16 protein-coding genes are annotated in these 16,479 nt (G+C 52.2%); 13 read left to right on the plus strand and 3 right to left on the minus strand.

Annotation, left to right across the window (positions count from 1 at the left end):
• The first annotated feature begins 3 nt into the window (after window positions 1–3).
• Window positions 4–909: a divergent polysaccharide deacetylase family protein gene (locus tag AC6I8N_RS19795; protein ID WP_497829742.1), complete on the plus strand. Its 906-nt coding sequence runs from the start codon at window positions 4–6 to the stop codon at window positions 907–909.
• Window positions 910–939: 30 nt separating this feature from the next.
• Here the strand turns inward: AC6I8N_RS19795 and tdh are convergent, their stop codons facing one another.
• Both tdh and AC6I8N_RS19805 read right to left on the minus strand, forming a co-directional pair.
• Window positions 940–1,968: an L-threonine 3-dehydrogenase gene (tdh, locus tag AC6I8N_RS19800; RefSeq protein ID WP_497829743.1), complete on the minus strand. Its 1,029-nt coding sequence runs from the start codon at window positions 1,966–1,968 to the stop codon at window positions 940–942.
• A gap of 10 nt (window positions 1,969–1,978) precedes the next feature.
• The gene (locus AC6I8N_RS19805) at window positions 1,979–3,175 is read right to left on the minus strand and encodes a glycine C-acetyltransferase (protein WP_497829744.1); all 1,197 of its coding nucleotides are present in this window, start codon (window positions 3,173–3,175) and stop codon (window positions 1,979–1,981) included.
• 231 nt (window positions 3,176–3,406) lie between these two features.
• On the opposite strand from AC6I8N_RS19805, the gene rfaD reads away from it, so the two are divergent.
• The 12 genes from rfaD to coaD all read left to right on the plus strand — a co-directional run bounded on the left by rfaD (window position 3,407) and on the right by coaD (window position 15,649).
• A complete protein-coding gene (rfaD, locus tag AC6I8N_RS19810; RefSeq protein ID WP_021186115.1) occupies window positions 3,407–4,339 on the plus strand; it encodes an ADP-glyceromanno-heptose 6-epimerase in 933 nt (310 codons plus the stop codon).
• A 17-nt stretch (window positions 4,340–4,356) separates the two neighbouring features.
• Window positions 4,357–5,400, plus strand: coding sequence for an ADP-heptose--LPS heptosyltransferase RfaF (rfaF, locus tag AC6I8N_RS19815; RefSeq protein ID WP_208724418.1), 1,044 nt, complete (start codon window positions 4,357–4,359; stop codon window positions 5,398–5,400).
• Window positions 5,401–5,402: 2 nt separating this feature from the next.
• A complete protein-coding gene (gene rfaC / locus AC6I8N_RS19820; protein WP_497829745.1) occupies window positions 5,403–6,380 on the plus strand; it encodes a lipopolysaccharide heptosyltransferase RfaC in 978 nt (325 codons plus the stop codon).
• The gene (locus AC6I8N_RS19825) at window positions 6,377–7,453 is read left to right on the plus strand and encodes a glycosyltransferase family 9 protein (protein ID WP_497829746.1); all 1,077 of its coding nucleotides are present in this window, start codon (window positions 6,377–6,379) and stop codon (window positions 7,451–7,453) included. The genes rfaC and AC6I8N_RS19825 overlap by 4 nt, the downstream gene beginning before the upstream one ends.
• A gap of 9 nt (window positions 7,454–7,462) precedes the next feature.
• A complete protein-coding gene (locus tag AC6I8N_RS19830) occupies window positions 7,463–8,455 on the plus strand; it encodes a glycosyltransferase family 8 protein (protein ID WP_036627767.1) in 993 nt (330 codons plus the stop codon).
• 35 nt (window positions 8,456–8,490) lie between these two features.
• A complete protein-coding gene (locus tag AC6I8N_RS19835; protein WP_415174998.1) occupies window positions 8,491–9,744 on the plus strand; it encodes an O-antigen ligase family protein in 1,254 nt (417 codons plus the stop codon).
• Window positions 9,745–9,765: 21 nt separating this feature from the next.
• Window positions 9,766–10,749 (plus strand): glycosyltransferase, encoded by a 984-nt coding sequence (locus AC6I8N_RS19840; protein WP_497829747.1) that lies wholly within the window; start codon window positions 9,766–9,768, stop codon window positions 10,747–10,749.
• Between the two features lie 72 nt (window positions 10,750–10,821).
• Entirely contained in the window at window positions 10,822–11,898 is a 1,077-nt protein-coding gene (gene rfaQ, locus AC6I8N_RS19845) for a putative lipopolysaccharide heptosyltransferase III (protein ID WP_415175000.1), read from the plus strand.
• Window positions 11,891–13,024 (plus strand): glycosyltransferase family 4 protein, encoded by a 1,134-nt coding sequence (locus AC6I8N_RS19850; protein WP_021186107.1) that lies wholly within the window; start codon window positions 11,891–11,893, stop codon window positions 13,022–13,024. Before rfaQ ends, AC6I8N_RS19850 begins: the two co-directional genes overlap by 8 nt.
• Window positions 13,025–13,116: 92 nt before the next feature.
• Complete coding sequence (gene waaA / locus AC6I8N_RS19855) at window positions 13,117–14,391, plus strand: lipid IV(A) 3-deoxy-D-manno-octulosonic acid transferase (RefSeq protein WP_021186106.1); 1,275 nt, start codon at window positions 13,117–13,119, stop codon at window positions 14,389–14,391.
• The gene (locus AC6I8N_RS19860) at window positions 14,391–15,167 is read left to right on the plus strand and encodes a glycosyltransferase family 2 protein (RefSeq protein ID WP_021186105.1); all 777 of its coding nucleotides are present in this window, start codon (window positions 14,391–14,393) and stop codon (window positions 15,165–15,167) included. The genes waaA and AC6I8N_RS19860 overlap by 1 nt, the downstream gene beginning before the upstream one ends.
• Window positions 15,164–15,649, plus strand: a complete 486-nt coding sequence (gene coaD, locus AC6I8N_RS19865) for a pantetheine-phosphate adenylyltransferase (protein WP_497829748.1) — start codon at window positions 15,164–15,166, stop codon at window positions 15,647–15,649. The genes AC6I8N_RS19860 and coaD overlap by 4 nt, the downstream gene beginning before the upstream one ends.
• Here the strand turns inward: coaD and mutM are convergent.
• Complete coding sequence (mutM, locus tag AC6I8N_RS19870) at window positions 15,646–16,455, minus strand: bifunctional DNA-formamidopyrimidine glycosylase/DNA-(apurinic or apyrimidinic site) lyase (RefSeq protein ID WP_415175002.1); 810 nt, start codon at window positions 16,453–16,455, stop codon at window positions 15,646–15,648. The genes coaD and mutM overlap by 4 nt on opposite strands.
• Between the last annotated feature and the right edge of the window lie 24 nt (window positions 16,456–16,479).

Below are 16,479 nucleotides of genomic sequence, written 5' to 3' on the forward strand. Positions count from 1 at the left end.
GCTTTGTTTCAACCTCATAAACTCTCTGCCGCCTTGTGCGGCCTGTTTTTGTCACTTTCCGCCCATGCAGGCAAACTCTCCATCGTCATTGACGACTTTGGCTATCGACCAGTCGAAGAGAACAAAGTGTTGCAGATGCCTGCCGCAGTTTCTGTTGCCGTACTACCCAATGCAACCTATGCCCGCGAGATGGCGACAAAAGCTCATCAAAGCGGGCATGAAGTTCTTATCCATCTGCCAATGGCCCCTCTCAGCAAGCAGCCATTGGAGAAGGATACGCTCACCCCGGAGATGTCCAGTGCGGAAATTGAACGCATTATTCGTGATGCCGTTGGTAAAGTGCCCTACGCGGTAGGCCTGAACAACCATATGGGCAGCAAGATGACCTCAAGTCTGCCGGGAATGCAGAAAGTGATGCAGGTACTGAATCACTATAACTTTTACTTTCTGGATAGCATGACCATCGGCAATAGCCAGTCAATTCCCGCAGCGCAGGGTACCCATGTTAAGGTGCTGAAACGTCGGGTATTTCTTGATGACAGCCAAGATGATGCCGCTATTCGCCAGCAATTCACCCGCGCAGTAAAACTGGCGCAGCGTGATGGCTATGCCATTGCGATCGGGCACCCTCATCCCAATACGGTGCGGGTCCTGCAACAAATGCTGCCAACCTTACCTGCCGATATCACCCTGGTAAGACCCAGCCAGTTGCTGAATGAGCCACTGCATCCGGGCACCACAATGCCACCGACCAAAACACAACCTGAGCCACAGCCGCACTTCCGGGCGCCTGGCATCTGTAAGGTCAGCAAACCATTGGCTCCAGTGCCGCAGAGTCGGGCTGTTGATATATTGGAAGAAAGTATTGTTGAAAGCCCACTCATCGATTCGCTTAAGCAGCTTTTTTAATAAGACCCGGCCTGAAAGCCGGGTAATCACCTAGTCCCAACTCAGCACCACTTTGCCTGAGTGACCGGAACGCATCTCGTCAAACCCTAGCTGGAAGTCATTAACAGGGAAACGGTGGGTGATAACTGGCGTCAGATCGAGGCCGGATTGAATCAACGCCGCCATTTTATACCAGGTTTCGAACATCTCTCGTCCGTAAATGCCTTTAATAAACAGCCCCTTGAAGATCACCAGGTTCCAGTCGATCGCCATCTCACCCGGCGGGATGCCAAGCAGCGCAATACGTCCACCGTGATTCATCACTTCCAGCATGCTACGAAACGCCGGAGGCGCGCCGGACATCTCCAGCCCAACATCAAAGCCTTCGGTCATACCGAGGGATACCATCACGTCACGCAGATTCTCCTGTGCAACGTTGACAGCGCGTGTGACACCCATTTTGCGTGCCAGATCGAGGCGATATTCGTTGATGTCCGTGATCACCACATTGCGTGCACCGACATGTTTGCACACCGCAGCAGCCATGATGCCAATTGGCCCGGCACCGGCAATCAACACATCCTCGCCCACTAAATCAAACGACAAGGCGGTATGTACGGCATTACCGAATGGGTCAAAAATCGCCGCCAGTTCATCGGAGATATTGTCAGGGATTTTGAAGGCGTTAAAGGCGGGAATTACCAGATATTCGGCGAAGCACCCCTGGCGATTCACCCCAACGCCGATGGCGTTGCGGCATAGGTGGGTACGCCCGGCCCGACAATTACGACAGTGGCCACAGGTGATATGCCCTTCACCCGACACGCGATCGCCGATCGTGAAGCCTTTCACTTCCTGGCCGATAGCCACCACTTCCCCGACATATTCATGGCCAGTGATCATCGGTACCGGGATGGTTTTACGCGACCAGTCGTCCCAGTTGTAGATGTGAATATCAGTACCGCAGATGGCGGTTTTCCGGATTTTTATCAGCAGATCGTTATGACCGGGTTCAGGGATCGGCGCATCGGTGATCATCCAGATGCCTTCTTCTGCTTTTAATTTCGCGAGTGCTTTCATTGCCGGCTCCTCAGACGATAACGCCCAACTGCTGACCAATACGGGTGAAGGCCGCTACCGCATGTTCCAGTTGCGCCTGGGTATGACCTGCTGAAATTTGGGTACGGATACGCGCCTGGCCTCTTGGCACCACCGGATAGAAGAAACCCGTCACGTAGATCCCTTCTTGTTGCAGCAAACGGGCAAACTCCTGCGCGACTTTTGCCTCCCCAAGCATCACCGGAATGATGGCGTGGTCGGCACCGGCCAGGGTAAACCCGGCGGCGGTCATTTTCTCGCGGAAATAGCGCGCGTTTTCCCACAGACGCTGGCGCAATCCATCACCTTCACTGAGGATTTCCAGAACTCGCAACGACGCAGCGACAATGGCCGGGGCCAGTGAGTTGGAGAACAGATAAGGGCGTGAGCGCTGACGCAGCCATTCAACGACCTCTTTTTTCGCGGCAACATACCCCCCGGACGCCCCACCAAGCGCTTTACCCAGCGTCCCGGTCAAAATATCGATGCGATCCATTACCTGACAATATTCATGAGTGCCGCGACCACTGGCCCCGACAAAGCCAACCGCATGTGAATCATCCACCATTACCAGCGCATCAAACTCATCCGCCAGATCGCAAATACCCTGCAAGTTGGCAATCACGCCGTCCATGGAGAACACCCCATCGGTGGCAATCAGGATATGACGCGCACCGTTGTCGCGTGCATCCTCCAGCCGGGCTCGCAGTTCGTTCATATCGTTGTTGGCATAGCGGTAGCGCTGCGCTTTGCACAGGCGAACACCATCAATGATCGAGGCATGATTAAGCGCATCCGAAATAATGGCATCTTCCGCATCCAACAAGGTTTCAAACAGGCCGCCATTCGCGTCAAAGCAGGAGGAAAAGAGAATAGCGTCTTCCATGCCGAGGAACTCAGCCAGCTTAAGTTCCAATTGCTGATGGATGTCCTGAGTTCCACAGATAAAGCGCACTGAAGCCATGCCGAAACCGTGTGTATCCATTCCCTCTTTGGCGGCCTGAATTAACGCCGGATGATTCGCGAGCCCCAGATAATTATTGGCGCAAAAATTGATGACCGGCTGACCGTTGCCAACATTGATTTCTGCCTGTTGTGGCGAGGTAATCGTGCGTTCCTGTTTGAACAATCCATCCTGACGCGTTGTCTCAAGTTGTTGACGGATTTGCGAATAAAATCGACTGGACATGATTCTGCTCCTCATATAGCAAAATTTTGGCACATATTACTGATAGAAAAGCGTATCAACGACATTTCAGCCGATGAAATCTCCATTTTGCAGCATAGTTCACGCTGCGAACGTGAAATATGACGGCCTTCCGGAGTCATCTGGCTGCCTGCTGCGGGCTGAAATGTTATGATGTTAGGTATTAGTGCGTGAAACCTCCTGTTTCACCCCAACTGTTTAAAGGCAAAGCACATGATTATCGTAACGGGTGGCGCTGGCATGATTGGCAGCAACATCGTCAAGGCGTTGAACGATCGCGGTCATACTGACATTCTGGTGGTGGATAATCTGAAAGATGGCACCAAATTCGTGAACCTGGCGGATCTGGACATCTCTGATTACATGGATAAAGAGGAATTCCTCACCTACATCATGTCCGGTGAAGATCTGGGGCCGATTGAAGCGGTGTTCCACGAAGGTGCCTGCTCAGCCACCACCGAGTGGGACGGCAAATACATGATGGACAACAACTATCAGTATTCCAAAGATCTGCTGCACTTCTGCCTGGAACGTGAAATCCCCTTCCTGTACGCCTCTTCTGCCGCCACCTACGGCGGTCGTAACGACAACTTTATCGAAGAGCGTCAATACGAGCAGCCGCTCAACGTTTATGGCTACTCGAAAATGTTGTTTGACCACTACGTGCGCCAGATTCTGCCGGAAGCGGATTCGCCGGTGTGCGGCTTCCGTTACTTCAATGTGTACGGCCCGCGTGAAGGCCATAAAGGCAGCATGGCCAGCGTAGCATTCCACCTCAACACGCAAATCAGCAACGGCGAAAATCCAAAGCTGTTTGAAGGCAGCGATACTTTCCGTCGCGATTTCATCCATGTTGATGACGTGGCTGCGGTGAACCTGTGGTGCTGGGAAAATGGTATCTCTGGCATTTACAACTGCGGTACCGGCCGTGCGGAGTCCTTCCAGGAAGTGGCGGACGCGGTGCTGAAATTCCATCAGCAGGGCGAGATCGAATACATCCCGTTCCCGGACAAGCTGAAAGGCCGCTATCAGGCCTACACCCAGGCAGATCTGACCAGGCTCCGTGCGGCGGGTTATGACAAGCCGTTCAAAACCGTGGCCCAGGGGGTTGCGGAATATATGGTGTGGCTGAACCGTAACGCATAAGGGATCCGGCAGCAGCGATGAAAATTCTGGTTATTGGCCCCTCCTGGGTCGGCGATATGATGATGTCGCAAAGTCTCTATCGCACGCTCAAGGCTGAGCATCCTGAGGCTGTTATTGATGTTATGGCACCCGCCTGGTGCCGACCGCTGCTGTCACGTATGCCGGAAGTCAATCAGGCGCTGGCGATGCCACTCGGTCATGGTGCCCTGGCGCTGGGCGAACGTCGTCGGCTGGGCAAAACCTTACAGGCGAGTGGCTACGATCGCGCTTATGTGCTGCCGAACTCCTTCAAGTCGGCGCTGGTACCGTTTTTTGCCGGAATCAAACGCCGTACTGGCTGGCGTGGTGAGCTGCGTTACGGCGTATTGAATGATGTGCGGGTGCTGGATAAAGCAGCGTTTCCGTTAATGGTTCAGCGTTATGTGGCGTTGGGCTACGACAAACCTGTGCCATCTGCGCAGCAGCTACCGCAGCCATTGTTGTGGCCGCAGCTCAGAGTTGAAGACGATGAGAAACGCATGACGGCCGCCCAGTTTGGACTTTCTGCCGATCGTCCTGTCATTGGCTTTTGCCCCGGCGCTGAGTTTGGTCCGGCAAAACGCTGGCCACATTATCATTATGCTGCGTTGGCGGAACAACTCATCAGCGAAGGCTATCAGGTGGTGCTGTTCGGTTCGGCTAAAGATCGCGAAACCGGCGATACCATTGTGCAGACCCTGCCGGAAGCCGCGCGCCATCACTGTAAAAACCTTGCGGGTGATACCCAATTGGAGCAGGCGGTCATTCTGCTGGCGCACTGTGCTGCGGTGGTGAGCAATGATTCCGGATTGATGCATATTGCCGCTGCGCTCAATCGCCCGCTGGTCGCATTGTACGGGCCAAGCAGCCCTGACTTCACGCCGCCATTGTCACATCAGGCGCGAGTCATTCGCCTGATCACCGGCTATCACAAAGTTCGGAAAGGGGATGCCGCAGAAGGTTATCACCAGAGTCTGATCGATATTCAACCGATGCGCGTGCACCAGGAATTAAGCGCTTTGCTAACTGCGGCGCAGGAGTAAACATGCACGTCCTGATTGTGAAAACGTCCTCAATGGGCGACGTACTGCACACCCTGCCTGCATTGACTGATGCGATGCAGGCCATTCCCGGCATTCGTTTTGATTGGGCGGTGGAAGAAAACTTTGCCCAAATTCCAGCATGGCATCCTGCCGTGGATAAAGTCATGCCGGTCGCCATTCGCCGCTGGCGCAAGCATTGGTTCGGCAGCCAGCAACGTGAAGAACGCGTGTTATTTAAACGTGAGTTGCAGTCACGTCAGTACGATGTGGTGATTGATGCGCAAGGGTTGATCAAAAGCGCAGCGTTGGTCACTCGCCTGGCAAAAGGCGTGAAGCACGGACAGGACAGCCGCAGCGCTCGCGAACCCTTCGCCAGTTGGTGGTATGACAAACGCCATGAAATCAATAAACAGCAGCACGCGGTAGAACGTACTCGTGAACTGTTCGCGAAAAGCCTCGGTTATGAAAAACCAACCACGCAGGGTGACTATGCGATCGCCGGACATTTCCTGAGTTCACTGCCGCAAGATGCGCATCAGTATCTGGTGTTTTTACACGCGACGACGCGTGACAATAAACATTGGCCGGAAGCACACTGGCGCGAGCTCATTAAATTGGTGCAACCAACCGGTCTGCGCGTGAAATTACCCTGGGGTGCCGAACATGAGCATCAGCGCGCGTTGCGTCTGGCGGAAGGTTTTGACCATGTTGAGGTGCTGCCACGTCTGACACTGGAGCAGGTGGCTCGCCAGTTGGCAGGAGCATGCGCTGTGGTTTCCGTTGATACCGGGTTGAGCCATCTTACGGCAGCATTGGATCGCCCGAACATCACCCTGTATGGCCCAACGGATCCGGGGCTGATTGGTGGATATGGGAAGAATCAGATGGCGCTTGTTTCTCCAACCAGAGCATTGGGTGATTTGGTAGCCGATGAAGTAATGGCACATCTTCAGACTGTAATAGCGGAAGACGTAAAATGAATTATGTTCTGATCTATCTGATGCTGCTGCCATTGCAGTACATGATGAAACTTTTTAAAAAACCCACCGGAAAAAGTTTAGTCATCCAGACAGCGAAGATCGGCGATTTTATTAATATAACACCGATGTTGCGTGCATTAGGCCGATCTGACGTTTTAATCAGCCGTGCTGTAGAGCCTTTGGTACGCCATGATGACACCATCGCCCATTACTATCTGATTGAAGACGCAAAGCGCAGCTTATGGAGCAAACTTTGTCTGGCGTTTACCCTGATGAATCGCTACGACAATGTTTATCTGACACAGCCGAATAGTGTTAATCTGTTCTTCGCGTCATTATGCAATGCGCCAAATAAGCAATTTTTACTGACCTATGTTCGTAAGTCCTACCATAAAGTGTTTTATCGTAGCGCGACGGGCATCGTTGAGCATACCAGGCAGAGTTTGACGCTGGATAGCTACCTGAAACTCATTAATCGGGATTATCGCTATACCGATTTTCCCAAACATGCCACCTCGCCTTTGTATGTTCCGACCACGATTCCCCTGCCGCTTAGTACTCCCGTACAAGGTATAAAGATTGGCATCAGTATCTCTGCCGGAAATAAAGCCAAGACTATCCCTGCTGCCATCTGGGCTCAGATCATTGAGTCATTGTCCTCCCTACCTTGTACGTTTTATGTTTTTGGACCCCCGGCGGAACAACCCTGGCTGGATGAATTATTAACGCTGACTGCTGACAAAAAAAACATTATCAGCCTGATTGGTCAGCTGAATTTAGAAGATGTGCCCTGGGCTATCTCACAGATGGACTTTTACATCGCATCTGATTCGGGAAATGCCTATATTGCCGATGCTCAGCAAGTTCCGGTAATTATGTTCTATGGCCCCTGTGAAATCAGAGAGCAGCGTCCGGTATATCGCGTCTTGTTTATTGGACCCGACAACATTGAAGCCTCAACCTTTGTCTTCGCCACTCGATTTAAATTTGAACAGCCCGCCGAAGTTCTGTTTGGTCTGAATGAAGATAAGCTTATGAAAATTAGCAAATTTATTGAAAATAGTCAGGGGTAGTACAGCATAATGGCAACACACCTTCATACTGAGGCCGTCCAGCAAAGCGAAACACTGCTTAACACGCTGCCTCACAACGACGAATCGGTTATACATGTTGCATTTGGCATTAATCATAACTATGCCAGAGGAATGGGTATTACCCTCTTTTCATTGCTAAAGCACCATCCCACTACGGCTTTTCATATTCATATATTTACCGATACATTAGCTGATGATGATATTGATCGCCTGAAGCAATTGGCCGGTAACCAGCCGCTCGCCATAACACTCCATCTTTTCAATGACAGTTGGCTGGAAAAGCTGCCCGCAGTCGGACGCTATCCAAAGAGTATTTATTATCGGTTCCTGATCCCGGAAACTGTCGCTCGCTATAGCGATCGTGTTTTCTACCTTGATGCCGATACATTAGTGGTGGGAGATTATTCTCCGCTATTCACGCTGGATATCAGCCATGTCATCCTGTGTGCCAGTAATGACACCGTACGTGCACGCCAGAATCAATGTCCGAAGCTGGGCCTTAAACAAGGCAATTATTTTAACTCTGGTTTTATGTTGATCAATATCCCGCGTTGGCTGGCGAATGACACCACCCAGAAAATAATAGATTTATTAGTTGCTCAGGGTGCAAATTTTGGATTCCCCGATCAGGACGCATTAAATATTCTTCTGGAAAATGACACCCTGATATTGCCGGATAAATACAATTTTATTTATGACATCATTGCGAACAAGGTCTGGCATAATTTTAGCACCCCTAATGATACTGTCATGATCCACTACACTGGAAAATGCAAACCCTGGCATGCATGGAGCGGCGGTAATCTTTCACATCTTTATTTAGATTATTATCGTTTATCTCCCTGGTCATCACTGCATCTTGATAAACCTCGTCATCATAAAGAGATGAAACGTTTTGCCCGGATAAAATTCCATAAAAAAGAGTACGCTGCCAGTCTCTTCTGGATGCTTAATTATATTAAACATAAATTTTTTAAATAAGAATGATGATGCGCATTGCTGAAATTTCTAAACTCATGAAAACTGAACAGGGAAGAGGGATAATATTTTATTCTCTCACAATAATCTCGATGGCATTTTTCTTTGTCTCCGGAGAGATTTCCCGCAACGCCTATTACATGCTTACCTACATCTCGTTTTTTAGCTTCGCCTGGCTGGTGTGGCGCGAGAAAAAACTCTATTTTTACTGGATACCTACCCTGGTCCTACTTTTAGGCCTGAGTAAGTGGGTTTGGGCAATCACAACGATTAACCACCAGTTACCACTGATTGCTGAACACTATAAAATCAGTGGAAAAAGAATGATTCTGGGGGCGTTTGTCATTTACTGCGTCTATCGCCTGTCTCCTGAATGGCGATTGCCTGCCCGTCTGGTCCAGGTTGGGACGTTGATTTTGTGTCTCACGATTTTCGTTGTAGCCTGTATTGGGATAGAACAAGTTATCCATACCGGAGAACGCCCTAAAATTAATTCAGATGCGGCAACCTCTGGGGCTTACATGTTCACAGTGCTTTCGCTGGTGACCTTGTGGTCTCTCCGCCGTGTTTTTCCCCGACATTACGCCGCGCCATATTTTATCACCCTGGTTGTCTCCTTTATTTTACTCGGCGTTACCCAAACGCGTTCCGCTATTTTATTGTTCAGCCTGTTCTGCATTGCCAGTATGTTGCATCACATTGTGACCACCCCCGGGCGTTCACGATTGATTTGGCTGGGCATTTTTTCAGCCATCCTGCTTACCGGTATTTTTAGCCTCAGCAAATACTCAGACCAACTATTTGACCGCGTAGAGACGGTTAAAACCGAGGTTCAGCAATATTCCGCAGGGGATCCGAGCACCTCAATTGGTGGACGATTTGGCATGTGGCAGGCAGGATTATGGGCCTTCACGCAGCATCCGTGGGGGCAAAGTGCCGACACGCGCAGTCTGGAAACGAAAGAATGGCTGGATAAACATCAGCCGAAAAATGAAATCGCCTATCTCAATATTCAATACCATACCCACAACGATCTCGTTGAAAGCTTTTCATTGCAAGGCATCGTTGGCGGGATGATCATGCTGGGCTTTTTTCTTGGTTTATTGCTGGTGCCGTTATTTGGTAAATCTCCGCGCTACGAAGCTTTATTATTAGCTATCCCGGTTATCTATTTTAGTATGGGCGACTCGCAATTTTATAACCGAGAATCTCCCTACTTCATTCTTCTGGTGTGGGGATATTTTATGATGACGCGACAGGTAAAAACCGAGCATTCCAGGCACCATGATTAAACACGAGCGATGAAAGAAAGTATGCCCTTCCCTCTCCTCTCCATCATCACCCCAATGTACAACGCCGGGGTGATGCTGGACTCTTTTATGCAATCACTGCTGACGCAGACGCTGACCAATCTGGAGATCATCATTGTCAATGATGGTTCTACCGATGGCTCCGGTGAGCGTGCTGATGTTTATGCACAGCAGCACGCTCAGGTGAGGGTAATCCATCAACCGAATGGTGGTGTATCACGCGCGCGAAACGCGGGTCTGGCCGTAGCACGCGGCAAATATGTGACTTTTCCAGACGCCGATGACACCGTGAATCCGACGATGTATCAGACCTTAGTCGAAATGGCTGAAAGTGATAACCTCGATGCCGCCCAGTGCAATGCCGAATGGTTTTTTCAAGCCAGCCAACTTATCAAGCCGTTGATACCCCATGACCGATTAAGGTCCACCGGAGTACTGAGTGGTCCGGAATGGTTAAATCGGGCGCTGAAGACCCATCGCTATATGCATGTTGTTTGGCTGGGTATTTATCGTCGCGAGTTAATTGAACAACTACAGTTGTATTTTGCACCTGGGTTACATCATCAGGATATTCCCTGGACGACGGAATTCATGCTCAACGCTCGACGTGTCCGCTACACCGATCGCGTGCTTTATCGTTATTACATGCACGATAGTTCTGTCAGCAATCGCAAGCGCACGGGTGAAAAGAATGTGGCCTATCAACGCCATTACCTGAAAATTGCCCAAATGCTGGAGGAGATCAATGCCCGCTACCAGCATAAAGTGACAATCTACCCGGCGTTTCATTATCAGATTACGCACGAAGCGTTGAGCGTCTGCCATAGTATTCGCCGTGAACCCGATGCGGGTGCGCGCCAGGCGATCATTCATGACCTCTTCGCGACCCAAACGCATAGGCGTATGCTGCGTAATGCGCGTGGCATCCGGCAATGGTATCAGTTGCTGTTGTGGCTAAGTCGTCTTTATCGCTGGCGTAAGAAATAAGCGCCGCGCCTGGCTTTCACCCCTGGTGGGTTTGCCCTACAATCAGCTCACTGAATTTTGAGATCATTTAGTATGGCAAGCCCGATTCCAGACCACTTTTCACCCCAAAATATTCTGCTGATAAAGCTGCGCCATCATGGCGATATGCTGCTGACCACGCCGGTGATCAATGCACTTCGCCAACGTTACCCACAAGCCAATATTGACGTCCTGTTGTATAAAGAAACGCGCCCAATGCTGGAAGCTCATCCGGCCATTCGGCAACTGCACATCATCGATCGCAACTGGAAAAAGGAAGGCGGCTGGCAGAAATTCCGCCATGAAGTTGCGTTGATTTCTGCTGTACGCGCGTGCCATTACGATCTGGTGATTAATCTGGCGGATCAGTGGCGTAGCGCCATTCTCACCAAACTTTCTGGTTCCCCGGTTCGTATTGGTTTCGCCTTTCACAAGCGCGATAGCGCCATCTGGCGCTGGTGCCATAACCTGCTGGTGAGTACCGATGATCACGGTAATCTCCACACCGTTGAACAAAATATGTCGGCACTGTCCCCTCTCGGCATCACTGCGGCAGGGGCCAAAGCGTCTATGCATTTCAGCGCCGCCGACCAGCAAAAAGTGCAGGAAATATTAGCCCGGCAACAGGTCAATGCACCTTATGTGGTAGTGCAACCCACTTCACGCTGGGAATTCAAATGCTGGGATGATGAAAAAGTCGCGCAGTTAATCGACGCTCTGGCCGCAGACGGTCATACCGTGGTGCTGACCTCCGCCCCGGATAAAAAAGAGTTGGCGATGATTGAACGTATCCGGTCCCTGTGTCAGAGCGACAATGTCGTATCACTCGCCGGTCAATTCTCTTTGCCACAACTGGCGGCACTGATCGCCAAAGCCCGATTGTTTATTGGTGTCGATTCCGCGCCGATGCATATGGCTGCCGCGCTTGATACGCCCTGCCTGGCGCTGTTTGGCCCCACTAAGCTACAGTTCTGGCGTCCCTGGGGCGATAACAATCGCATAATCTGGGCCGGTGATTACGGCCCCCTGCCCGACCCTGACTCCATCGACACCAAAACGCACCAGCGCTACTTAGCGATCATCCCGGTTGCCGATGTGGTCGCCGCGGCAAGGAGTTTTTTGCATGACTAAGCTACGCCTGGCAATTGTCCGGCAGAAGTATCGTCCGGACGGCGGGGCCGAGCGCTTTATTTCGCGCGCGCTGGAAGCACTGGACAGTGAGCAACTGGACCTCAATATCATTACTCGCAGCTGGCAAGGCACGCCAAACCCGGCCTGGCATTTGCACATTTGCAATCCGACCAAATTTGGCCGTGTCTCGCGTGAGCGTGGCTTTGCCGTGGCCGCCCGCGCCTGCTGGGAACGGGAAAAGTTTGATATCGTGCAGAGCCACGAGCGTATTGCGGGTTGCGATATCTTTCGCGCAGGCGATGGCGTGCATCGTGTCTGGCTGGAGCAACGCGCGCGTATTGTCTCATCATGGCAGCGCCTGAGCGCCTCGCTTAGCCCTTATCATCGCTACGTATTACAGGCCGAACGCGAAATGTTCAATGCACCGTCGCTGAAAGCGGTAATCTGTAATTCAGAGATGGTAAAGCAGGATATTTTGCGTTGTTTCTCGTTAGATGCCAGCAAGATCCATGTCATTCACAACGCTATTGATAGCCAACGTTTTCAACCGGCTACCGCAGCACAGCGCGACATATCACGCCAGCAGCTCCGGCTGCCGCAGAACGCGACGGTGATGATTTATGTCGGCTCCGGTTTTGAACGCAAAGGCTTAAAAGCGGCAATTGAAGCCGTTGCACGCAGCGATCGCTTCCTGGTTGTCGTCGGCCAGGACAAGCAGATGTCGCGTTATCAGCAGCTGGCTAACCAACTGAATTGTCTGGATCGCCTGAGATTTGTTGGTGTGCAGCAGGACGTGCAGCCTTTCTATCATGCTGCCGATGCCTTGCTGCTGCCGACACTCTATGATCCTTTTCCGAACGTGGTGCTGGAAGCCATGGCCTGCGGGTTGGCGGTGATCACCAGTACCGGTTGCGGCGGCGCTGAATTCATTCAGGCTGGTCAGGAAGGCTTCGTATGTGATGCTTTGGATATCAAAGCGTTGAATGAAGCCGTGCTGGCAATTCCATCACTTTCGCAGAACTCCGCACTGGGTGAGGCCGCACGCCGCAGAATTGAACCTTATGGTCCACAACGACTGGCACAAGCGCTGACCTCGCTTTACCAGCAAGTGCTTAAGCCTGTTTGACGAAGGGGTATGAGCAGGCGTCAGGTTTCTGATAACATGCCGTCATCTTGATTTCTTATGCTTTTTGACGCGAACCTGTCGTAACGATAACTATGACGATTCTATACACAGCCCTGCTCTACCTGATCCAGCCTCTTATCTGGCTGCGCCTGTGGCTGCGCGGTCGAAAAGCCCCGGCGTATCGCAAACGCTGGGCGGAGCGCTATGGCTATTGCAGTGGAAAAGTTGAGCCGAACGGCATTGTGCTGCATTCAGTTTCGGTGGGAGAAACCCTCGCTGCGGTGCCGCTGGTGCGCGCGCTACGCCATCGCTACCCGACACTGCCGATTACCGTGACCACCATGACACCCACCGGTTCAGAACGAGCACAATCGGCGTTTGGCAAAGATGTGCATCACGTTTATCTGCCTTACGATCTGCCGGGTGCCATCAATCGTTTCCTTGATACGGTCAATCCCAGACTGGTGATCATCATGGAAACCGAGCTGTGGCCCAACATTATCCGTATTCTGCATCAGCGTCAGATCCCGTTAGTGATTGCCAATGCGCGTCTCTCGGAACGCTCCGCGAAAGGCTACAAAAAGCTGGGCGGTTTTATGCGCGACCTTCTACAACGCATCACTTTGATTGCGGCGCAGAATCAGGAAGATGGCGACCGTTTTCTCAGCCTCGGGCTAAAACGTTCACATCTGGCGGTCACCGGTAGCCTGAAGTTTGATATCTCAGTTACGCCGGAGCTGGCAGCTAAAGCTGTCACGCTACGTCGCCAGTGGGCACCGCGTCGCCCGGTGTGGATTGCCACCAGCACCCACGATGGTGAAGAAGCGATTGTGCTGGATGCGCATCGCCGTCTGTTGGCGCAATTTCCCGACCTGCTGCTGATTCTGGTACCGCGCCATCCGGAACGTTTTAAAGATGCCTGTGAACTGACGCAGAAGCGTGGTTTCAGTTTTACGCTACGCAGCAGCGGCGAGATCCCTTCCAGTGCTACCCAGGTGGTGATTGGCGATACCATGGGTGAACTGATGTTGTTGTACGGGATTGCCGATCTGGCCTTTGTCGGCGGCAGCCTGGTGGAACGTGGCGGTCATAACCCGCTCGAACCCGCCGCCCATGCGATTCCGGTACTGATGGGCCCGCATATCTGGAACTTCAAAGATATCTGCGCCAGGCTGCAACAGGCGGAAGGGCTGATTACCGTGACCGATGTGGTGTCACTGGAGAAAGAAGTCGCCAATCTACTACAGGATGATGACTATCGTCGCTACTATGGTCGCCACGCCGTTGACGTACTGCATCAAAATCAGGGTGCATTACAGCGTCTGCTACATTTACTCGAACCCCATTTGCCACCGCGAGCACACTAATGTCGCAACGCCAACGTCTCTCCGTGGTGATGATCGCCAAAAATGAAGCGGAACTGCTGCCGGAGGCATTGGCTTCCGTCAGTTGGGCGGATGAGATCGTGGTGCTGGATTCCGGTAGCCATGATGCAACCGCTGAGGTTGCTCGTCAGCATGGCGCTCAGGTTTACCAGGCGGAAGCCTGGGCAGGATTTGGCAAACAACGTCAGCGCGCACAAGCCAGGGCCAGTGGCGATATGATTTTGATGATCGATGCCGATGAGCGCGTTACCCCGCCGCTACGCCACGCCATCGAGCAGGTGTTGGCGCAGCCTCCTGCCGCTACCGTCTACAGCCTGAACCGCAGCAACCTGTTTCTTGGCCGCTTTATGCGGCACAGCGGTTGGTATCCCGATCGCGTGATGCGCCTGTATCCGCGCCACCTGAACTACAACGATAATCTGGTGCATGAGTCGCTGGAAACGCAAGGTGCCCCGGTCGTCAGGCTGGAGGGGGATTTACAACATCTGACCTGCCGCGATTTGGTGGTGTTCCAGCGCAAACAGTTGAACTACGCTGAAGCCTGGGCTCAGGAGCGCTTTCAGCGCGGCAAACGCTGCGGAATTTTCTCCATCTTCAGTCACACGCTTGGGGCATTTCTGAAAACCTTGCTGCTGCGTGCGGGTTTCCTTGATGGTAAACAAGGCTGGATTCTGGCTGTGGTTAACGCGCAGTACACCTTCAATAAATATTCGGCGCTGTGGGCGCTGCATCACACCTCAACACAAGGCCGCGTATGAGCACCAAAGCGATTTATCCCGGCACCTTCGATCCCATTACTCTCGGTCATCTGGATATCGTCACACGCGCAGCCCGGATGTTCGACCACATCGTGCTGGCAATTGCCGCCAGTCCGAGTAAAAAGCCGCTGTTCAGCCTGGATGAACGTGTTAATCTGGCACGTCAGGTCACAGCGAATCTGGGAAATGTTGAGGTGATCGGCTTCAGCGATTTGATGGCAAATTTCGCCAAGGCTCAACAGGCGAATGTGTTGGTGCGTGGCCTGCGTGCTGTCTCTGACTTCGAATATGAGCTACAGCTGGCACATATGAATCGCCATCTGCTGCCTGACCTCGAAAGCGTGTTTCTGATGCCATCCGAAGGTTTCTCGTTTGTTTCATCTTCGCTGGTAAAAGAAGTGGCACGTCACCAGGGCGACGTGCAGGCATTTCTACCTGCCGTGGTACATCAGGCACTGCTGAGTAAGTTAACGCAGCCTTAATGCTGGCAGCGTGGACACCAGAAGGTGCTGCGTTGCCCATGCTTGCCACTGACGATTGGCGTGCCGCAGGCACGACACGGCTCACCGGCCCGACCATAAACCTGTAATTCCTGGGCAAAATAGCCTGGCTTGCCGTCGGTTTGCAGAAAATCACGCAGCGTCGTGCCGCCCTGCTCAATCGAGCGTAACAATACTGCCTTGATGGTATTGGCCAAGAGCGTCGCTTCAGTCTGGCTCAGGCTCATCGCCGGACGATCAGGGATGATCCCGGCAGTAAACAGCGATTCGCTGGCGTAAATGTTTCCCACGCCCACGACCACTTTGTTATCCATCAGCCATTGTTTGATCACCGTGCGTTTACCGCGAGATTTTTCAAACAGATAGTCGCCATCAAATTCGTCGCTGAGCGGTTCCGGACCGAGATGCGCCAGCACGCTACTGCCCGCCAGGTCATGGGCCCACAGCCAGGCACCAAAGCGACGCGGATCGGTATAACGCAACACTTTGCCGTTACTCATCACCAAATCAACATGGTCATGCTTGGCCGGTGGCAGTTCGCCGGGAAGCATGCGCAGGCTACCGGACATGCCGAGATGAATGATAATCCAGCCATGCGGCAACTCCAGCAGCAGATATTTCGCACGACGCTGTACACTCAGAACCGGCTGGTCGCTTAGCGCGTGGATTTCGCTGGAAACTGGCCAGCGCAAGCGGGAATTGCGCACGACGGCGTGCAGAATGGTTTCGCCCACTAAATGGGGTTCTATGCCGCGTCGGCTGGTTTCTACCTCGGGTAATTCAGGCATCTCATCTCCTCAACGAACCGCAGA

It is taken from the genome of Pantoea sp. X-Soil-TKNS-1279 (genome assembly GCF_059730565.1).